Raw genomic sequence first — 16,570 nt, 5'->3', positions numbered from 1 at the left:
CACCTTATACCCACTGCAGCTGAGCATGAAGGTCGGCCAGATTGTCGTGGAATCCCCACCCGATGCCGCGCGTACTCAGAACAATCGCTTCAAGCCGCTCCTCGTATGCATCGAACCATTCGCCCGTTTCATCATCGTTGACCATACTAATAACATTAGCGTACATCGATGCCATACTGTAATAAAATCGTACGTCGATATCTCCATAAGTCAATGTATAGGAGACACCCATTTCAACGTAGATCAGCTTTAGTTCCAGCGTGCGCTCGACGCTTTCGGTCAATCGCTCAAACTCAGATATCGCCGCTCTGGCTTCTTGGAGCCTTAGTTTGCCAATGCCCCGCTCAGGGAAAAACTCCTGCTCAACCTTCTTGCGATACTCATGAAACATCGACTCCAGCGCTTCGTCACCCAAAATTTTGACTGCAAGAAATTTCCCCATATCTTTACTGGCGCCATAACAAGCCTTCACCAGCTCAATAAGCTGATCGTTGCTTAATTGTTTCAGATGCTTATTCAATGCGGGCTTCGTGAGCTTAACGGATTTTGGACTGGCAGGCCGCTGAAGAAACGATTTGGGTATGAGCTTGTCCTTCCGGTTTTGCAGCTCTGCATTCACTTCATTGCAAGAAAAATATTCGGGATCGTATCCCTCCCTGATCCAGCCGGTAAACTGCTCCCGCTCCGGATGATCGGGAGTGCTCAGAACTTCCAGCATATGCTGATGGCCCCAAACGCCGCCCACATCCTCCTGCGGGCAGCTGCGAGCTCCATCCAGGCACAAAGGGGCAGGATCGGAAGCAGTAGAAGGATCTGTTCGGACCAGCGTCACCGTGTGCTGCCAGTCATCGCCAAAATCATAGACATATGTAAAAACGGAGCCTTCCTCGTGAACATGCTTTTGAACGGTTTCTCTCCGGGCATTGAGCACCTCGTGATCTTCTCTAGCTGCGAGCTCTGGATCAGGCAATCTGATCTCCTGCCCATTCAGACGAAACTCATACAGATGGCAATTTTCCCAACCCATGACCACCTGAATGATTTTATGAAGCTGATGAAACGTCACGTCCGGGTGAATCCGGAACTCCCGCCAAATCTTCGGGGTTATTTCATTGAGCTCGATTTTGCAAATATAATTCATTCTTGCCGCGCCTCCTTTGGGATATTCCACGCATACCAATAATCCCATTGTACACTCAAGGGAGTCACGATGGGTAGGCTATCAACATTACTTTTTGCTCTTCTTCGCGTTTTGAGCCGGAGTTAGAACTCCGTGATTCTCATTGTTACGCACCTTCATCCGGGTGTCGTACGCCATTGTACGTCATTCGCGCCGCGGCATCCCGACTGAGAAATTCCAGCATATATGTCCGTAACCTCCCTATAAAAAAATAGGACGGCATCCAACCAGGATGTCGTCATTTATCACCTAACTATTTAATCACTATGCGCTGATTCTCATCAACTAGAACGTAGCCCAGTTCAATCGCTCTTTGAATTCCAAACTTGACCACTTTCTCCAATGCGGTACCGCTTCTGGCATAGCCCAAAATTTTAACCACTTGTTTGACCAGCTCTTCCGGAGGAAGACTGATTTGTGAATCCAATACCGCTTTAACGGCAGCCGCTACTTCCTCAGGCGGTATATCTTCTGCGGCGCGACGCTGCGATTCTTCGGCTGAAATTCGAAACATTCCGTATTGATGCGGCCTAGTTTCTTCTGGCCAAAAGTATATAATCCCTTCCATTTCCGTCGTTTGAAGCCCCAGCCTGGTGAACAAATCTGAAAATCGCTGGTCCAGCTTGGCGCCTAGACGCGCAATTCCCCAAGCCTGTAAAATCCGCTTAGTCAATAAACTTCGGCTAATAGGTCCTTCTTCTTGGATAACTTTTTTAATTTGGCCTAAGATTAGATCGGTGTAACTCGGCAAATAAAATTGCTCTACGCCGAACGGTACAGGATCAAGTATGCATTGCTTGTACAATGATCCGGGCGCGGATTTACTTGACTGGTCGATGCCAACAGGATTTGCTTCAGCTAGTCCCTCATATTTCCCGGAAGGTGCAGCTATCTGCTCTAGTTGGCTTAGCTCCTCGCTGGCAGATCGTGTTACCGGTTGAATCTGTGGCTTGTAGTCTTTTACATGCTCAATAGCCTCAACCATACGCCGAACGACACTATGCCTGTTCTCCCACCAATCCGGGCTCCATACCCTCAGCAGATTCCAACCGAGCTGACGGAGCACCTGTTCTCTTAAAATATCGCGGTCACGAGCAGTTTCCGCATTTTCATACATAGGTCCATCAAGAAGGATGCCCATTAGGTATTGGCCTCGATGCTCCGGATCTAGCACGCCAATATCGACGCGATACCCCGATGTCCCTACGTGGAGATCCGTTTCGTACCCCAAAGCTTTTAGCTCGCTGGCTAAGCTGCGATGAAGATGAGAAACGATCGGAATATATCCTGCGGCCTGACTGGCAGGCAGTACCTGCTTTCCTTTTTCGGCATAATCCAGAAATGCTTTTAAGCCCAGTACCCCCTGTGCGCTGGTCCTGCTTGCCTGCAGATGGTGAGAACGGAGCGTTGAGAAAACAATCATCTCATGCCTGGCTCTGGATACGGCTACGTTCAATCGCCGCCAGCCGCCGTCACGATTCAACGGACCAAAATTCAGACTTACCTTGCCTGAAGCGTCGGGCCCATAACCAACCGAAAATAAAATGACATCCCGTTCATCCCCTTGGACGTTTTCCAGGTTTTTGATAAAAATGGGTTCCGGCAGCTGTGCTAATAACATATCCAGCTCCGCCTCCTGCTTGCAAGCCTCCTCCAACATATCTTCAATAAGCGTCTGCTGAATGGAACTGAAGGTGACAACGCCGATGCTTCGCTCTCGTAATACAGAGTCCTTGATTCGGCGAACCACCTCTGCAACGACGGCTTCTCCTTCGACCCGGTTCTGTTTCGTACGTCCTCGATCGTAAAAACCTTCCACAGGGCGCCACGTCACACTGGAGACAGGCTCATCCGGCGACGGGAAAGTCAAAAGCTTATTTTCGTAATAATGAGCGTTGCTGAACGCAATCAAGCTCTCGTGCCGGCTGCGGTAATGCCAGGACAAATGCCGCTCAGGCATCCCTAACGCCAGACAGTCATCCAGAATGCTCTCCATATCCTGCAGCGCCTGATCTTCGTCCTCTGATTCACTGCTGCTTTTGGTGAAAAAACGGGTCGGAGGCAATTGCTTAGGATCGCCTACAATCACTGCTTGATGTCCGCGTGCCAACGCTCCTACCGCTTGCGCCGTAGGAACCTGCGAGGCTTCGTCAAAGATAACCAGATCAAACTTGACCCCATTTGGATCAAGATACTGGGCCACCGAGATGGGGCTCATCAACATGCACGGCGTCAGTCTTCGCAGCAGATTCGGAATTTGCTCAAACAATTTGCGGATCGAAATATTCCTCCCGCCGCTTCGGATCGCCCTCTGTAAAATGCCCGCCTCCGAGCTTTGCGCAGCTTCTTGAGTCATCTGGGGGACCCTCGAGGACAAACGCGCCACAATCTCCTGCTGCGTTAATTGGGAGAAATGTTCGTCCGTTTCTTTAAACCGCTCGATCGTCTCCTCAAACAAACTTCCCGAGAAAGCCATTAAGCCTTCGTCACGAGCTATGATGTAATTAGCTATCGATTTGTGCAGGCCGCGCTCGAAAGCAACCAAAAGCTGTTCGTTGGTTACGTCCCCCCGCTCATACGGAGTAATAAGGGGACGAAGTCCGGTCTCCTCTGCTGCAGAACGAACTCTGCACCAAGTGCTCCAATCCCGTAAGCGATCAAGATGTAATGCCCAAAGCTTGGATTTTTCCAGCATGTAAGCATGCCAATCCCCACTGTCAGGCGCGGAGCTTAACTGTTCAAATGAAACATTCAGTAATCGGCCCAGCTCCTCCTCATCCTCTGTGATTCGAGTATGACGACTCAGCATATCTTTGAAAAACTGAATTTGTGCTTGATCGTGTCGGACTTGAACCAGCAGCTCCGCCGTCTGCTTTCTCGCCTCGTTCGCTGCCGCCTGACTGCCGAGCCCTTGTACTAGCAGCGTCTGCACTTGCCTAAGCCAGTCGCAAGCTTCGGAAATTTCATCCCAGCGTCCTTCCTCATCCGCTAACAGCGTTGAGCCTAGGAATGGGGCCGCCGTTCCTTTCATGTCTTTCAGCTTCTGTTCTTCTTCCTGCCAGGTTATGATTTCAATCAGTGCTTCTTTCACTTGATTTTTAGCCGGTGAATTACCGGATTGCACTAGCCTTTTCATCATTTTATAGATACGATTTTGACCGCTCCACTTAGGCAGAAACCACTGAAGCTCCAGCTTGTTCCACTCCGCCAATATCATTTTGGCATCGAAATGGGAAAGCTCCGACGAATCGTATTTGGCAAATACGGTCTCTCTGATGCGGTCACGTTTTCGGCCTTGATCGACGACAGCCCCCAACGCCGTCAACGGCTCTTCTAACTCTTGCACTTGAAAAACCGCCGGCTTAAGGTCCGGAACGCGAGTGGCAAGCTCGATTAATTGAGCAAGCACCTGCATATTTTTGTAGTCCAAAGGGCGCCCGGCCATTTTAAACCAATCCGCCGCTTGAATTGCCATCGTACGAACATTAGCGAGCTCTGGAATGTATCTATTCAGCAGCGTCTCGACCTGGCTTCTGATAGCTTGTGAATACGATATAAGGCGGGAATCTCCCCAGGGATGCAGATAGGGATTACCGCACTGCGCACCGGCCACTTGAATCTGTGCTACAAGATCTTTCCATGCTACGATCTGTTCGGGGGTTAATGTATCAAGGCTCGCATCATCGAATAGGACCATATCCGGCCCTCGCCGGCTTTCTCAAAACCGGTTATCGCGTCATACAAGCTCAGTCCGAAGGGCTGCTTGCGATGAAGAGCTTCTACATAGCTGTTCAGCCCGCTTCGCAATTGAAACAAACGCTCCGCTTGGCCGTTCCATGTCTCTGAAGGCGGAACCCGTCTGGCTTCGATGGCTGCCGCTAATTGATCAAGCACGGACTTTTTGGTGCTTTTATTAGAATGCAGTTCCAGACAAAACGAACCTAAACCGATCTGTTCCAGCCTACGCTGCACAACGGAAAGAGCGGCCATCTTCTCCGCCACAAACAGCACTCTCTTGCCTTCCGCCATTGCATTGGCAATCATATTGGTAATGGTTTGACTTTTACCCGTTCCCGGCGGGCCATGAAGAACAAAGCTCTGTCCCCCCGCGGCAGCACGTATAGCCGATAACTGCGAGGAATCCGCGCTAATAGGCATGGCCAGGCTTGAAGGATGATCTTCATCAAGCTTTCTCTCTATTTCGCCGGCTGGCTCCTGCCACTTGAGCCTTCCTTCCATAAGACTTGCCACAACCTTATTCTCGGCCAATTGATCCGCCCGCGTACGGATATCGTTCCACATTACGAACTGACCAAAAGAAAATAGCCCCAAATATGCAGTCTCTTCGACATCCCAACGAGAAACATGAATAAGGGCATGCCGAATCGCATTAAAAACTTGTTTGAGCGCAACTCCCTTCTCCTCTCTCGGCAGCGGGTCCAGGCCGTCTATGCCGATACCGAAATCCTGCTTCAGCATTTCAATCAGTGTAATATTCATCTGCGGTTCGTCATCCCGCGCCCGAATCACATAGCCAAGACGAGAGGATTTACGTAAAATATCGACGGGAATCAATACCAACGGCGCATACCGCGGCTTCTCGCTTGCCGGAGATTCATACCATTTCAACAAACCAAGTGCAAGATAGAGTGTGTTAGCTCCGTTCTCTTCGAGCGCGCTTTTCGCCGAACGATAAAGATGTACGATTCTGCGTTCCAGCTCTACCGCTTGCAAATCGACGCGCAGACGTTTCCGTTGGAATTCCTCCCGCAGCAATTGAGCCAACGGGTGATCGCTATAAATCCCCTGATACAAGCTGGCGTTGCGCCCATTATCCTGCCAATCGCTTGGCTTGGCCAGCATTTGAAACTCTTCTCCTTCGGCAAGCGCATCTTCCAAATCCCCTAACTGAGCCGTTATCAAAGGGATGCTTGATTTAGAAAGACGAAAGTTAAGAAGCGAATTACGCAAAGTCAAATCCAGCAGCCGGCGTTCCCACTGCTTCTGTCTGGTAGCTTGCGGTAAAGAGTCTACTTCAAGCGGCTTCTGCAGCACATCCAATAGCTCAGGCACTGACGCATTTTCTGCCCGTACAGATTCCGGCGGCTCGATCACCCATCCGTCCGTCGTCGTCGTTCGCAACGGCAAAGGCCGTATTGCGGCAGCGCGCGCCCGGCGTATATCGACCAAACAATCAAATTGATCCGGGTCTTGCAAATGTGCCTCCGCCAGTGCCGCGGCTTGATCAAAGCTTATAGACTTCCCTTCTGTAAAAGCCGTGGACTCTATCACACAAATCTCGTTAATGCCTGCAGCAAGCCTCTTCGTTAATACGGATATATCATCCTGAACGCTTTCTGAGAACGTCTCTTCCTCTAGCCAGACCCCCGCAAAAGCGTGTCCTTGGGTAAATACTAGAAGCGGATACAGACCAATAGCTTCCAAGCAGGCTGCATATAATAAAGACAAATCCAGGCAGTTCCCCATTCGATGGGCGAAAATCGCTTCCGGAAGCCTAACGCGCTGACCGACGAGTTCAAAGCTCGGAGGAGCCACACAGTAAGTAATGCCTCTTTGTTGCAGTGCTGCATAGATCGCAGCCGCTTGCATGCGTACCCGGTTAGGGTCCTTACTTTGATAAGCCGTAAATGAAGGGTTTCCGCTCCATTTTCCCAAAATGTCGGCAGCTTCACGAACAACCTGGGAGACATGCGGGTGATTCGGCGTCACGAAGGCGGCCGTCATTTCGGGCAGAATGGAAAGCCCGCTCCACTCATCAAAAGCAAGAACGGCGATAGATCCCCGTTCCTGAAGCAGCTCCGTTTCGCCTTGCATTACACGTAAAGTCAGGGTCCCGGTGATACGCTCCGATAATTGTCCAAGAAACGTAGAGGACATTTGCAAAGGAATCGCACCAAGATCGAATGATTGCCCAGCAGGCAGAACATCATAAACCTTACTCCACTCATAGACAAACTCCGGTTCCGAGGCTATTCTGACCGTGACCCCTCTGATCTCGTCCTCTTTCTCATTCGTGATCACGATACCCTTCACGAGCGGTACCTGGTTTTGCTGCATGCCGTAATTTACAGTTTCACTATATGACCATTCGCAGCGCATCGCTTTGTCCAATGTTGTAACCTCCAGCCCTCTCTGTCTTCTGGTGCCCTTGACCTGCCGAATTTCCAATTAGTATTATAATAACACTAAAACCTGCATATTTCTGCGATTCTCGACAGGAAATTTTGCGGAAACAGACTCTAGGGTTTCCCTCCATTCCGTTGTTTGAAAAAGACATGAAAAAAAGACCGCTCGGGTGAACGGTCTACATGCTTGCCATCAACAATTTTATTTCTCTCTTCCAGCATCACGTTCTCGTTTTAATCTGGTCCCATACAATAGTTCCTCTTGAGTATTGTCCCAAATCCGGCCTCCACCGTTTCTGTTATCAAACGCTATAAGCCCATACCATGATACCCCATTGCTTGATAGCCCTTAACTCTTTTCTTATACATGCTCATCAGCATGGGTACTTGTAAATCTACATAATCATATATCTGCACATCCTGTTTGCTTTGGTGAACGCGATGGAGTCGGCCTGCATATTGTTGAAGAGTCCCTTTCCACGAGATCGGGTGCACTAAAAACAATGTATCAAGCCGTGCATCATCAAAGCCTTCACCAATCAATTTACCTGTTGCTATAAACACTCGCTCCTCAGAATCAGATATACCGGCAATCTGCTCTCGCACGGCTTCGCGCTGCTTTTTTCCCATCCCTCCGCGCAGCACGATCACATTCTTAGCAAAATTCTTTAAGCGATTCTCAAAATACTCCACATGTGCAGTACGTTCGGTTAACAAAATAGGCGACCTTCCTTGCTCTAACGCCTTAAGTAAATCATCAAAAATCATGTTATTTCGTTCCTCATCCTGCACTAAGTACTGGTAAATATCTTGAATACCAAGAGGACTTATACTTGCCGGAAGACGGAAATTCGTATAACGTGGAACTACTTTATGTTCCATTCCCCTCGCTTGCGCTTGCGACTTGGCATCGATTTTGATCCGAATCGGTCCGCATTGCATCAAAACAATCGGCTGATGTCCATCTTGCCGCGCGGGAGTTGCAGTTAGACCTAGTACATACTTGGCCTTCGCTTTTTTCAGCACTTGTTCGAAGCTGAATGCCGAAACATGGTGGCATTCATCAACAATAATTTGACCGTACTCTTCAATATATCCCTTGATGACGCCCTTCTGATTTAAACTTTGTATAATCGCAATATCTACGATTCCAGTTCGCTTCTCCTTGCCGCCGCCAACGATGCCAATATCCTTCTTCTCCAGATTCAAAAAAGTGCTGAGCCGCTCCCTCCATTGGTCCATTAGTTCCCTTCTATGAACGAGCACCAACGTGTTTACCTGTCTGGAAGCTATAATCGAGGCGGCCACTACCGTCTTCCCAAAAGCTGTTGTTGCCGACAGTATCCCTGTATCATGTGATAACATGGATCTGGCTGCACCCTCCTGTAACATGGAAAGCGTTCCACTAAAAGCTACATCAATTAAATTCCCCGTATTCCGTTCATCCGAAATAATAGCTTCAATTTGATGGGTATTCATCAACTTCATCATTAGCTCAAAGCAACCTCTAGGGATGGCTATATACTTTAAGTAATCCTCATAGCACCCAATAACCCTTGGCTTACCGTATGTCGGAAGTCTCATTGCTTGTGTTTTATAGAAATCTGGATTTTGAAAGGTAGCCAATCTTTGAAGCTGTTGGATGAAGGCCGGTGGCAAATCCTTTTTTTCAATATAGATCCTATTGGAAAAGACAACATTGACCTGCGACGGTAACGAGTCAGCTATGACAGCGGAATGCTCGCTTGATTCTGTTTTTATCCAAGGCCGCTCATCTTCTTCTGCGTCATTCCAAGAGCCGATGCTAAGCAAAGAACCGCCTTTCGTAAGTTCAAATATTAAGCTCTGAACCCGATCTGTAGAAAGCTTCTCTAATCCCGAAAGGTAGCTCCATTGATCATCATACGGTCGAAACGTTTCATCTACAAATACGCTGTTTCCCTCCCGCCGCGGAACACCCTGCAATGGAAGTACAACTAAATTTCCCAAACCGCCCTTCGGGAGAGTGTCCTGGTTCGGAAACAACCTATCATATGAATCTAAAGAGATCTGATACCGCCGCTCCATTGTCTTCGTTAAGATGGCGCACCCCAATTTCCTTGCAATAGCCGCTTCTACAGGTTGGTTAAAAAACAACCAGAGATGTCCTCCATTTCCCGAACGAGAACGCTCAAGCGCAGCAGGGACATGCCAATCTTTACAAGTTTCCATAACAGCGGCGACGTCTTGTTGCCAACTCTGCTTGTCGAAATCCATTGCAAGGAACCAACAGTTCTCGTCTTGAAGCATAGGGTAGACGCCTATTGTACGATTTACTTTTGCATCGAGATGCCCGGAAATGACTTCATCTGTTACAGGCGCAAATGCTTGATGTGTGCATTCTGAACATTTGATCTGCGGCTTTTTGCAAACAGCCGTCCACTCATTCTGACAGGTGGGAGAATACCCTGATTTACCGGCTTTGTTCATCCATCGAACTGGGTAGACATCTTCCCTTCCACGGAAGAGGGAGCGGAATAAAGCTATCTTTTCTTCAGAGCTGGACTTTAGATTTACTTGACCTATAGGCGCTTGTTCATTCTCAATAGCAGGCCGATGAAATGGGAGGTCGGGCTCCAGAGCCTCAATATCAATAAACTTGGATAGCTGGAGTCTCAGCAAACGATTCTCTTGTTTAAGAGCTTCAATATCATTTAAGGTAAGCGTCTAATAAGAAGGTGTATTCCAAAGCAGTCTAGATTTTGAGACAATTCCCTTAGAGTAAGTCGTTGGAGTTTTTCGACTCTACTCGAAAAACTCTAATGGGAGTGTGTCCAATTGCAAACTCTAGAAATGAGGAATCGCTATCGGCTTCAGCAGTGGACCGCGATTATTCGTGACTGCCGTTCCAGTGGTCAGGCCGTGGTTCATTGGTGTGCCGAGCACGAGGTCAGCGTGAAAAGCTATTACTATTGGCTTCGAAAGGTCCGTGAAGCTGCGTGTGAATCTCTCCCTGCCTTCTCCTCCCCCAATGAATCGACTCTAGTACCTGTCCCTCCAACTTTGCGGACGAACGCCCCAAGTTCCGAAGTGAGTCATGAACAAGCGGCGATCATCCTTCGTACGGATGCCGTTACGATTGAGATTCATCCGCATGCGTCTACGGTACTTCTCGAACAGACGCTTCGCATCCTGCAGTATGTTCGGTGACATCTCTAAGGCCGATCAACTGTATATCGCCTGTGGGTATACGGATATGCGAAAATCCATTGACGGTCTTATTCTCTTGGTGCAGCATCAGCTACAATTGAACCCGTTTCAGAATCATTTGTTTTTGTTCTGCGGTCGCAAGCGGGATCGGATGAAAGCCTTGTACTGGGAAGGCGATGGCTTCGTCCTGTTGTACAAGCGACTGGAATCTGGTCAATACCAGTGGCCCATGGATGCGGATGCTGTACGCTCGATCACGCCACAGGAGTTTCGATGGTTGCTGGAGGGGCTGTCGATCCATCAGCCGAAAGCGGTCAAAAAGCTGGGCTTTACTCCTTCTATGTAGGTCAATACAGAGCCGAAAACTCTTGTAACATCTGGGTTTATACCGGCTTCTATGGTATAATGATAGGCATAGAAGACAGTGAAGGAACGGTATCTCATGAGCCCCTTGGATCAGATACAAAAGATGGAGCATCGCATCGGCGACCTGGAAAAAGAGAATAAACGGCTACAGGAAACCGTGCAATTTCTTACGCAGAAGTTGTATGGCAAAAGCTCCGAGAAAACAGCTTCCCTCCCAGTCGGTGTGGAGCAGCTATCTATTTTCGATGAGGCAGAAGCAGCAGCTTCACGCACTGCACCAGAGCCAACCACCCAGCAGATCCAGAGCTACCAGCGAAAGAAGCAAGTAGGCGAACGAGCAGAATTACTTCAGGATCTTCCTCATGAAAAGCAACTCTTTCAGGTTCAGGACCGGTGTTGTGACGTATGCCATAGCGAGCTTGTCTTGGTGGGCGAAGAGTTTGTTCGTACGGAAGTAGAGTTTATTCCTGCCCGCGTGCAAGCCATTGATATGTACCGAGAAACCTTAGAGTGCCGAACCTGTCGGAAAGCGGACAAGCCTCAAATGAAAAAGGCGATGACTCCAGCGCCGGTCATTCAGCATTCAATGGCTTCTTCCTCCTCCGTGGCATGGGTGATGTACCAGAAGTTTGTGAACAGCATGCCGCTGTACCGTCAGGAAAGTGCGCCACGAGGCGCTGCATAGAAACGTTTCCCTAAAGAAGCGATAAGGGTACCTCATCCCTTTCAGGCTAGGGTGGCATGCGTCGGATACGAGCAAATCCGGGGTTTGAAGCCCACCCGACAACGTACCTATGAGGGGAATCCATCTTCCCAAAAGGTAGGGCTAGCCTCGATGACCTGCTACGGTCAGTGCAAACAAAGTCACGTCAGAAACGCGGTCACGGTAAACATCCGAAACCGATGGACGATGCGGATGGCGGGCAGAAGCGGTAGACTGTTTTCCTTAGTCTCCCGACCCGAATGAATCGGTGGCTGCTTCCTATAGAGGTACAAGGATGCAGATTCTCCCCGCGTATAGTGACGACCTAAGGCAGCGAGATTCCGTGCAGCGAACGTGGGAACCTGAATGTTCGGCCCGCTCGGGCTGGACCGCTTCGTTGACGTGAACATTCAGGGGCGGAGGGGTCGTAGTAGTCTGAGATGGGGAAAGCCCATTACATGGCGAAGGGCTCCAGTCTAAAGTGAAGCGTATTAGCGAAAGTAGAGCCCCTGTCCATCATCATAAAGGGGTGATTGCGATTCCCACCTTCGCTCCGACCTTCTATCAAGGAAAGAGATTCGAAACGCAAACACGTTTGGCGCAGCGTGCCATTCAGAACTGTACCTTTACCAAACTGCATCAGTTGCTTAGGTGGAATGTACTCATCGATCTTTCTATCGACAAGGTACTCAGCAATACCGGTTCCAAAACACCCGGGATCGATGGAAAAACCAGAAAACATTACACGTCCGACGAGCAAAAACGAGGCTTACGGCAACAGGTCAAGGAAATTTTCGGACATCTGATGTCATCACCCGTACGGCGCATCTTCATTCCGAAACCGCACAAACCGCAAGAGCAGAGACCGCTAGGAATTCCTACGATCGCCAACAGAGTAGCCCAGGACGTTGTTCGTAATATACTGGAACCCATCTATGAATGCAAACAGCATCGTCACAGCTATGGATTCCGCCCTTTTCGTTGTACCCACCACGCTATCGAGAGAATTCGCCGACTCGCGGAGCAACAGCAGTATCACTGGGTTGTAGAGATCGACATCAAGGGCTTCTTTGATAACGTAGATCACGACATCCTGATGAAGCTGTTGGTCAAGGACATCCGTGACAAAAAGCTATTGAAGCTCATCCGAAACATGCTAAAAGCCGGATTCATCCACGATGGCGAATTTCAGGTTACGGACTTGGGAACTCCGCAGGGAGGCTTATGTAGTCCACTACTGGCGAACGTTTACCTCACAGAATTGGACCAGTTCATTGCCAATCTGTATGAAAACCGAACGGATTGGGCACGAAAAAAATCAAGCCTGCCTTGCTTCATCATCCGGTATGCGGATGACGCTGTGATCATGTGTAAAACCCAAGCAGATGCGGAAGAACTGAAAGAGAAGGTCAGGCTATTCCTGCAGGACAATCTGAAACTGGAGCTATCCGCAGGAAAAACCCTGGTAACACATGTTGACAACGGCTTCGACTTCCTGGGATTCAACATTAAACGATGGAAACGGCAAGGCAGGCAGATGGTGCTGGTGAAACCAAGCCGTAAAGCCATACAGAAGTTCAAGCGCACTATGTCGCGGGATTCCAAAATGCTGTTGTATCTTCCCGGCGAAATAGCAATCAAGAAGCTAAACGCCAAAATACGGGGATTCGCTGAATACTTCCGACGAGGAAACGCGAAGAAAATATTCCGGGATATTGATCATTATTTGTGGTGGCTTGCTCTTCACAGACTCACCCAAAGAACAGGCCAATCCAGAGTATACGTCGCCCAAACTTTTTTATTTCGGTATAACATGGACCGGAATCACCCCCAATACCTGAAATACGCCGCTCGCAATTTCGGGTTTAAAGACGAAGTGAACGGGGGCGCACACATCCTGGATCGACTACAATACTACAAGATCGAGTACATCAATCAATGCTCCCAAAAACACCCGTATATCAAAGAAGATCGTGAGCAGTTAGACCGTGACAGAAAGCTAAATAACCTTCTGAACATTCATAAGAAACGGTTTCTCCAGCGCTTATTCGGACGGGACAACTGGTTTTCATTTCGAACAGACGTGATAAAACGACAACAGGGTCGCTGCGCTACTTGCAAACGTAATCTGACGCAAAGTCATACACACGTCTATTTCCGAGATACAAACTCACATCTGGAACACCCCGAAGAAGAATGGAACGAGTACTTGATTGCGCTATGCATTTCTTGCTATAAAAGAAAACAACGGAAAAGACAGGGCTAATCACAAAGCGCAGTATAAAGCCACTTTAGATGGAGAGCCGGATGCGTTGAAAGGCGCACGTCCGGTTCGGAGAAGGGCGTGACCGTCTAACTATCCTCACGGATGGGTCGGGTCACGCCTATTCTACAGGAATGGAAGAGCCTCGGTTTGGATCTGAGTCGAGCCACGATGGCCAACTGGATGATCGCGGCCACGAGAGACTGGCTGAAGCCACTGGTGAATCGACTGCATGAGTTGCTTGTACAAGAGCGATATTTGCATGCCGATGAGACTCCCTTGCAGGTGATGAATGAGAAGGGACGGAAGAACACGACCTCTTCCTACATGTGGATCTACAGCAGTGGTCAGCAAAGTACGCGTCCTATACGGATCTTTGAATACCAACCAGGACGAGGGGCGAAGTACCCGCAAGCGTTCCTGAAAGGGTTCAAGGGATATCTACATAGCGATGCTTACTCCGGATATGCGAATCTAACAGGGACGATATCTTGTTTATGCTGGGCACATCTTCGGCGTAAGTTTGTCGAGGCATTGCCACCGGAGGCAAATATTCCAGAAGGGAACCTCGCCAGCGAAGGGGTAACTTATTGCAACAAGCTATTTGAGGTAGAAGCGCAGCTCGCCTCACATCCGCCTGAAGAGCGAAAGGAACAACGTCTGGTGCAGGAAAAGCCTGTACTCGATGCTTTTTGGTCATGGGCAGAAACGACTAAAGGTAAAGTTCTTCCCAAATCCAAGCTGGGTGAAGCGCTGAAGTATGCGCGTAACCATAAACAGGAACTGATGAATTACTTACAAGATGGGAACTGTGTAATCTCGAACAATTTAGCAGAAAACAGCATTCGTCCCTTTACGGTCGGTCGAAAAAATTGGTTATTCAGCGGCAGCCCCCGGGGTGCAACCGCAAGTGCAGCGATCTACAGCATCGTAGAGACAGCAAAGGCGAATGGATTGAACCCATACAAATACCTAGTCCATTTGTTGCAGCAATTACCCGCGGTTGCATTTCGTCAGCAACCGGAGTTACTGGATGAGTACCTTCCTTGGAGTCCGGCAGTTGGGCAACATTGTACATAACGCAGAGCCTATGGATCTTTAACGAACCATAGGCTTTTCTTTTTCAATACACCTTCTTGTTTGACGCTTACGTTTGTTGTATGTTATAACTTCCTTTTGGCACTTTTTCAATGTATTCTTACCGTTTTAATTGTATTTTTAGATTGAAAAAAGCATCTGCAGCGGTGGGGCTGAAGATGCCAATTTCGAGTAAGAGAGTACGTCAAGCCTTTTCATCCAAGCTATTCTGGTTGTCATTACCAGTTTTATTCGATTTTTTTGTTATTATGTCACTCCACTTGCTCAGGTCGCTTTTATTTTCCACTTCAGTAATTTTATTGCTATTCATTTCCTGCAGTTCATTGTAGATCAAACTTAAATCATGATTATTAATTGATCCCAGATACACTCTGAATGCAAGCAATTTATCATTACGTGTTTTTAACAATGTCAGTTTGCTATTATATTTCCCCAAAACTTCATCCAATCGCTTATTATTTTTGAGCTCCTTCTTCAATAAACGAATAATCATATCCGCAATCTTCTCTTCCTCAGTAAGCGGTTGAATACTTGTTTTATTTAATGATGCTTTATGGGTTTCGAAAATGCCAATAGAATCACTAAACATTTTTACTACTTGATCAATAGCTTGCTGATCTTTTAGAATCCCCACTACATTTTCTACCCTTTTCCGCCCATATTTCGATACTAATGACATGAATTCAATTAATAACTCTATGTCCTTATAATCCTTGTCTTTCATGATATCCCAACCTCTTTTGCAAACTCCTCAGTGAAATTCAAAAACTCTTGAGATCTATCATACCGAGCATAGGAAGTCCGAAATATAGGGGCGTTTTCACGTGCGCCTTTTGGGTATGATCGTGAAAAAGAAATTTCTTTTTTAAATATCTTGATATCCAAGTTTTTGCATACTTCTTTAACGTTCTTCTTGGATTTATTCTCTTCTGGAGAGTAATCATCAGTGGCGTTGAACACTACACCTGCAATTTCTATAGGATGTTTTTTGTATTTTTCTTTAAAGTCAAGAATTGATCTATATAATAAGGGTAACCCGATTGATGATAAATATTCAGGTCTAACTGGTATCAAAACATGATCAGTACATAAATAAGCAGCTTCAGTTAACATTGAATCAGTTGGAGAGCAATCTATTATGATAACATCATACTCACTTTCAACGGTGTCAATAAACTCCTTCAAATTTCTAGCTTTATCTGAAGGATTCTTTAATGTGTAAGCTAATTCTAGCTGTGCAGGCAATAAATCTATTTTTCCGCCGCTTTGGTTTTCAGTAATATTTTTAATTGCTTTATCTAAGTCGATACCTTTAAATTCTGGGGAATAACGTTCAAAAACATGGTATACTGTTGGCTTCTCTTTGGTTACCACATGTTTCAAATATTTATCTGGCCCTAAGAGATACTGACTAGCATTGAACTGAGGATCTAAGTCAATTACAAGTACTTTTTTCAACCATGAAGTGTATGCCGAAAAGTGCCAAGCTAGATTAACAGCCAAGGTTGATTTGCCAACCCCGCCTTTCATATTAATCAACGATATTTTATGTGCCATTCAATATCCCCCTATTTTTCCAATAAGATAATAATAGCATAGCAAGATAAATAAAAACCGGCATCTCT

8 protein-coding genes and 3 pseudogenes are annotated in these 16,570 nt (G+C 47.5%); 5 read left to right on the top strand and 6 right to left on the bottom strand.

Translation table 11 applies throughout. The features are described 5' to 3' along the window. Positions 1 to 4: 4 nt before the first annotated feature. The 4 genes from SK3146_RS23490 to SK3146_RS23475 form a co-directional block, all read right to left on the bottom strand. Complete coding sequence (locus SK3146_RS23490) at positions 5 to 1,141, bottom strand: plasmid pRiA4b ORF-3 family protein (RefSeq protein WP_249861043.1); 1,137 nt, start codon at positions 1,139 to 1,141, stop codon at positions 5 to 7. 292 nt (positions 1,142 to 1,433) lie between these two features. Continuing rightward, positions 1,434 to 4,877: a DUF3320 domain-containing protein gene (locus SK3146_RS23485; RefSeq protein WP_249861042.1), complete on the bottom strand. Its 3,444-nt coding sequence runs from the start codon at positions 4,875 to 4,877 to the stop codon at positions 1,434 to 1,436. Beyond that, the gene (locus tag SK3146_RS23480) at positions 4,841 to 7,312 is read right to left on the bottom strand and encodes a DUF4011 domain-containing protein (RefSeq protein WP_249861041.1); all 2,472 of its coding nucleotides are present in this window, start codon (positions 7,310 to 7,312) and stop codon (positions 4,841 to 4,843) included. The genes SK3146_RS23485 and SK3146_RS23480 overlap by 37 nt, the downstream gene beginning before the upstream one ends. Positions 7,313 to 7,635: 323 nt before the next feature. Beyond that, complete coding sequence (locus SK3146_RS23475) at positions 7,636 to 10,014, bottom strand: TOTE conflict system archaeo-eukaryotic primase domain-containing protein (RefSeq protein ID WP_434006909.1); 2,379 nt, start codon at positions 10,012 to 10,014, stop codon at positions 7,636 to 7,638. Between the two features lie 144 nt (positions 10,015 to 10,158). Between SK3146_RS23475 and tnpA the strand changes: the two are divergent. The 5 genes and pseudogenes from tnpA to tnpC all read left to right on the top strand — a co-directional run. Beyond that, a pseudogene (gene tnpA, locus SK3146_RS35330) lies at positions 10,159 to 10,386 on the top strand (IS66 family insertion sequence element accessory protein TnpA); the annotation flags it as partial. A 118-nt stretch (positions 10,387 to 10,504) separates the two neighbouring features. Then, positions 10,505 to 10,861 (top strand): IS66 family insertion sequence element accessory protein TnpB, encoded by a 357-nt coding sequence (tnpB, locus tag SK3146_RS23470; protein WP_249861039.1) that lies wholly within the window; start codon positions 10,505 to 10,507, stop codon positions 10,859 to 10,861. Positions 10,862 to 10,957: 96 nt separating this feature from the next. Further along, positions 10,958 to 11,542, top strand: a pseudogene (locus SK3146_RS23465) (IS66 family transposase zinc-finger binding domain-containing protein); the annotation flags it as partial. A 523-nt stretch (positions 11,543 to 12,065) separates the two neighbouring features. After that, positions 12,066 to 13,850 (top strand): group II intron reverse transcriptase/maturase, encoded by a 1,785-nt coding sequence (gene ltrA / locus SK3146_RS23460; RefSeq protein ID WP_249861038.1) that lies wholly within the window; start codon positions 12,066 to 12,068, stop codon positions 13,848 to 13,850. A gap of 126 nt (positions 13,851 to 13,976) precedes the next feature. Then, a pseudogene (tnpC, locus tag SK3146_RS23455) lies at positions 13,977 to 14,927 on the top strand (IS66 family transposase); the annotation flags it as partial. A gap of 202 nt (positions 14,928 to 15,129) precedes the next feature. Here tnpC and SK3146_RS23450 read toward each other — a convergent pair. Together SK3146_RS23450 and SK3146_RS23445 are read right to left on the bottom strand one after the other, a co-directional pair. Next, positions 15,130 to 15,669, bottom strand: a complete 540-nt coding sequence (locus SK3146_RS23450; RefSeq protein ID WP_249861037.1) for a hypothetical protein — start codon at positions 15,667 to 15,669, stop codon at positions 15,130 to 15,132. Then, a complete protein-coding gene (locus tag SK3146_RS23445) occupies positions 15,666 to 16,502 on the bottom strand; it encodes a ParA family protein (protein ID WP_249861036.1) in 837 nt (278 codons plus the stop codon). The genes SK3146_RS23450 and SK3146_RS23445 overlap by 4 nt, the downstream gene beginning before the upstream one ends. Positions 16,503 to 16,570 lie beyond the last annotated feature (68 nt).

Source organism: Paenibacillus konkukensis, assembly GCF_023523925.1.
Lineage (GTDB): Bacteria > Bacillota > Bacilli > Paenibacillales > NBRC-103111 > Paenibacillus_S > Paenibacillus_S doosanensis.
This window is presented reverse-complemented; position numbering and strand designations above follow the sequence as displayed.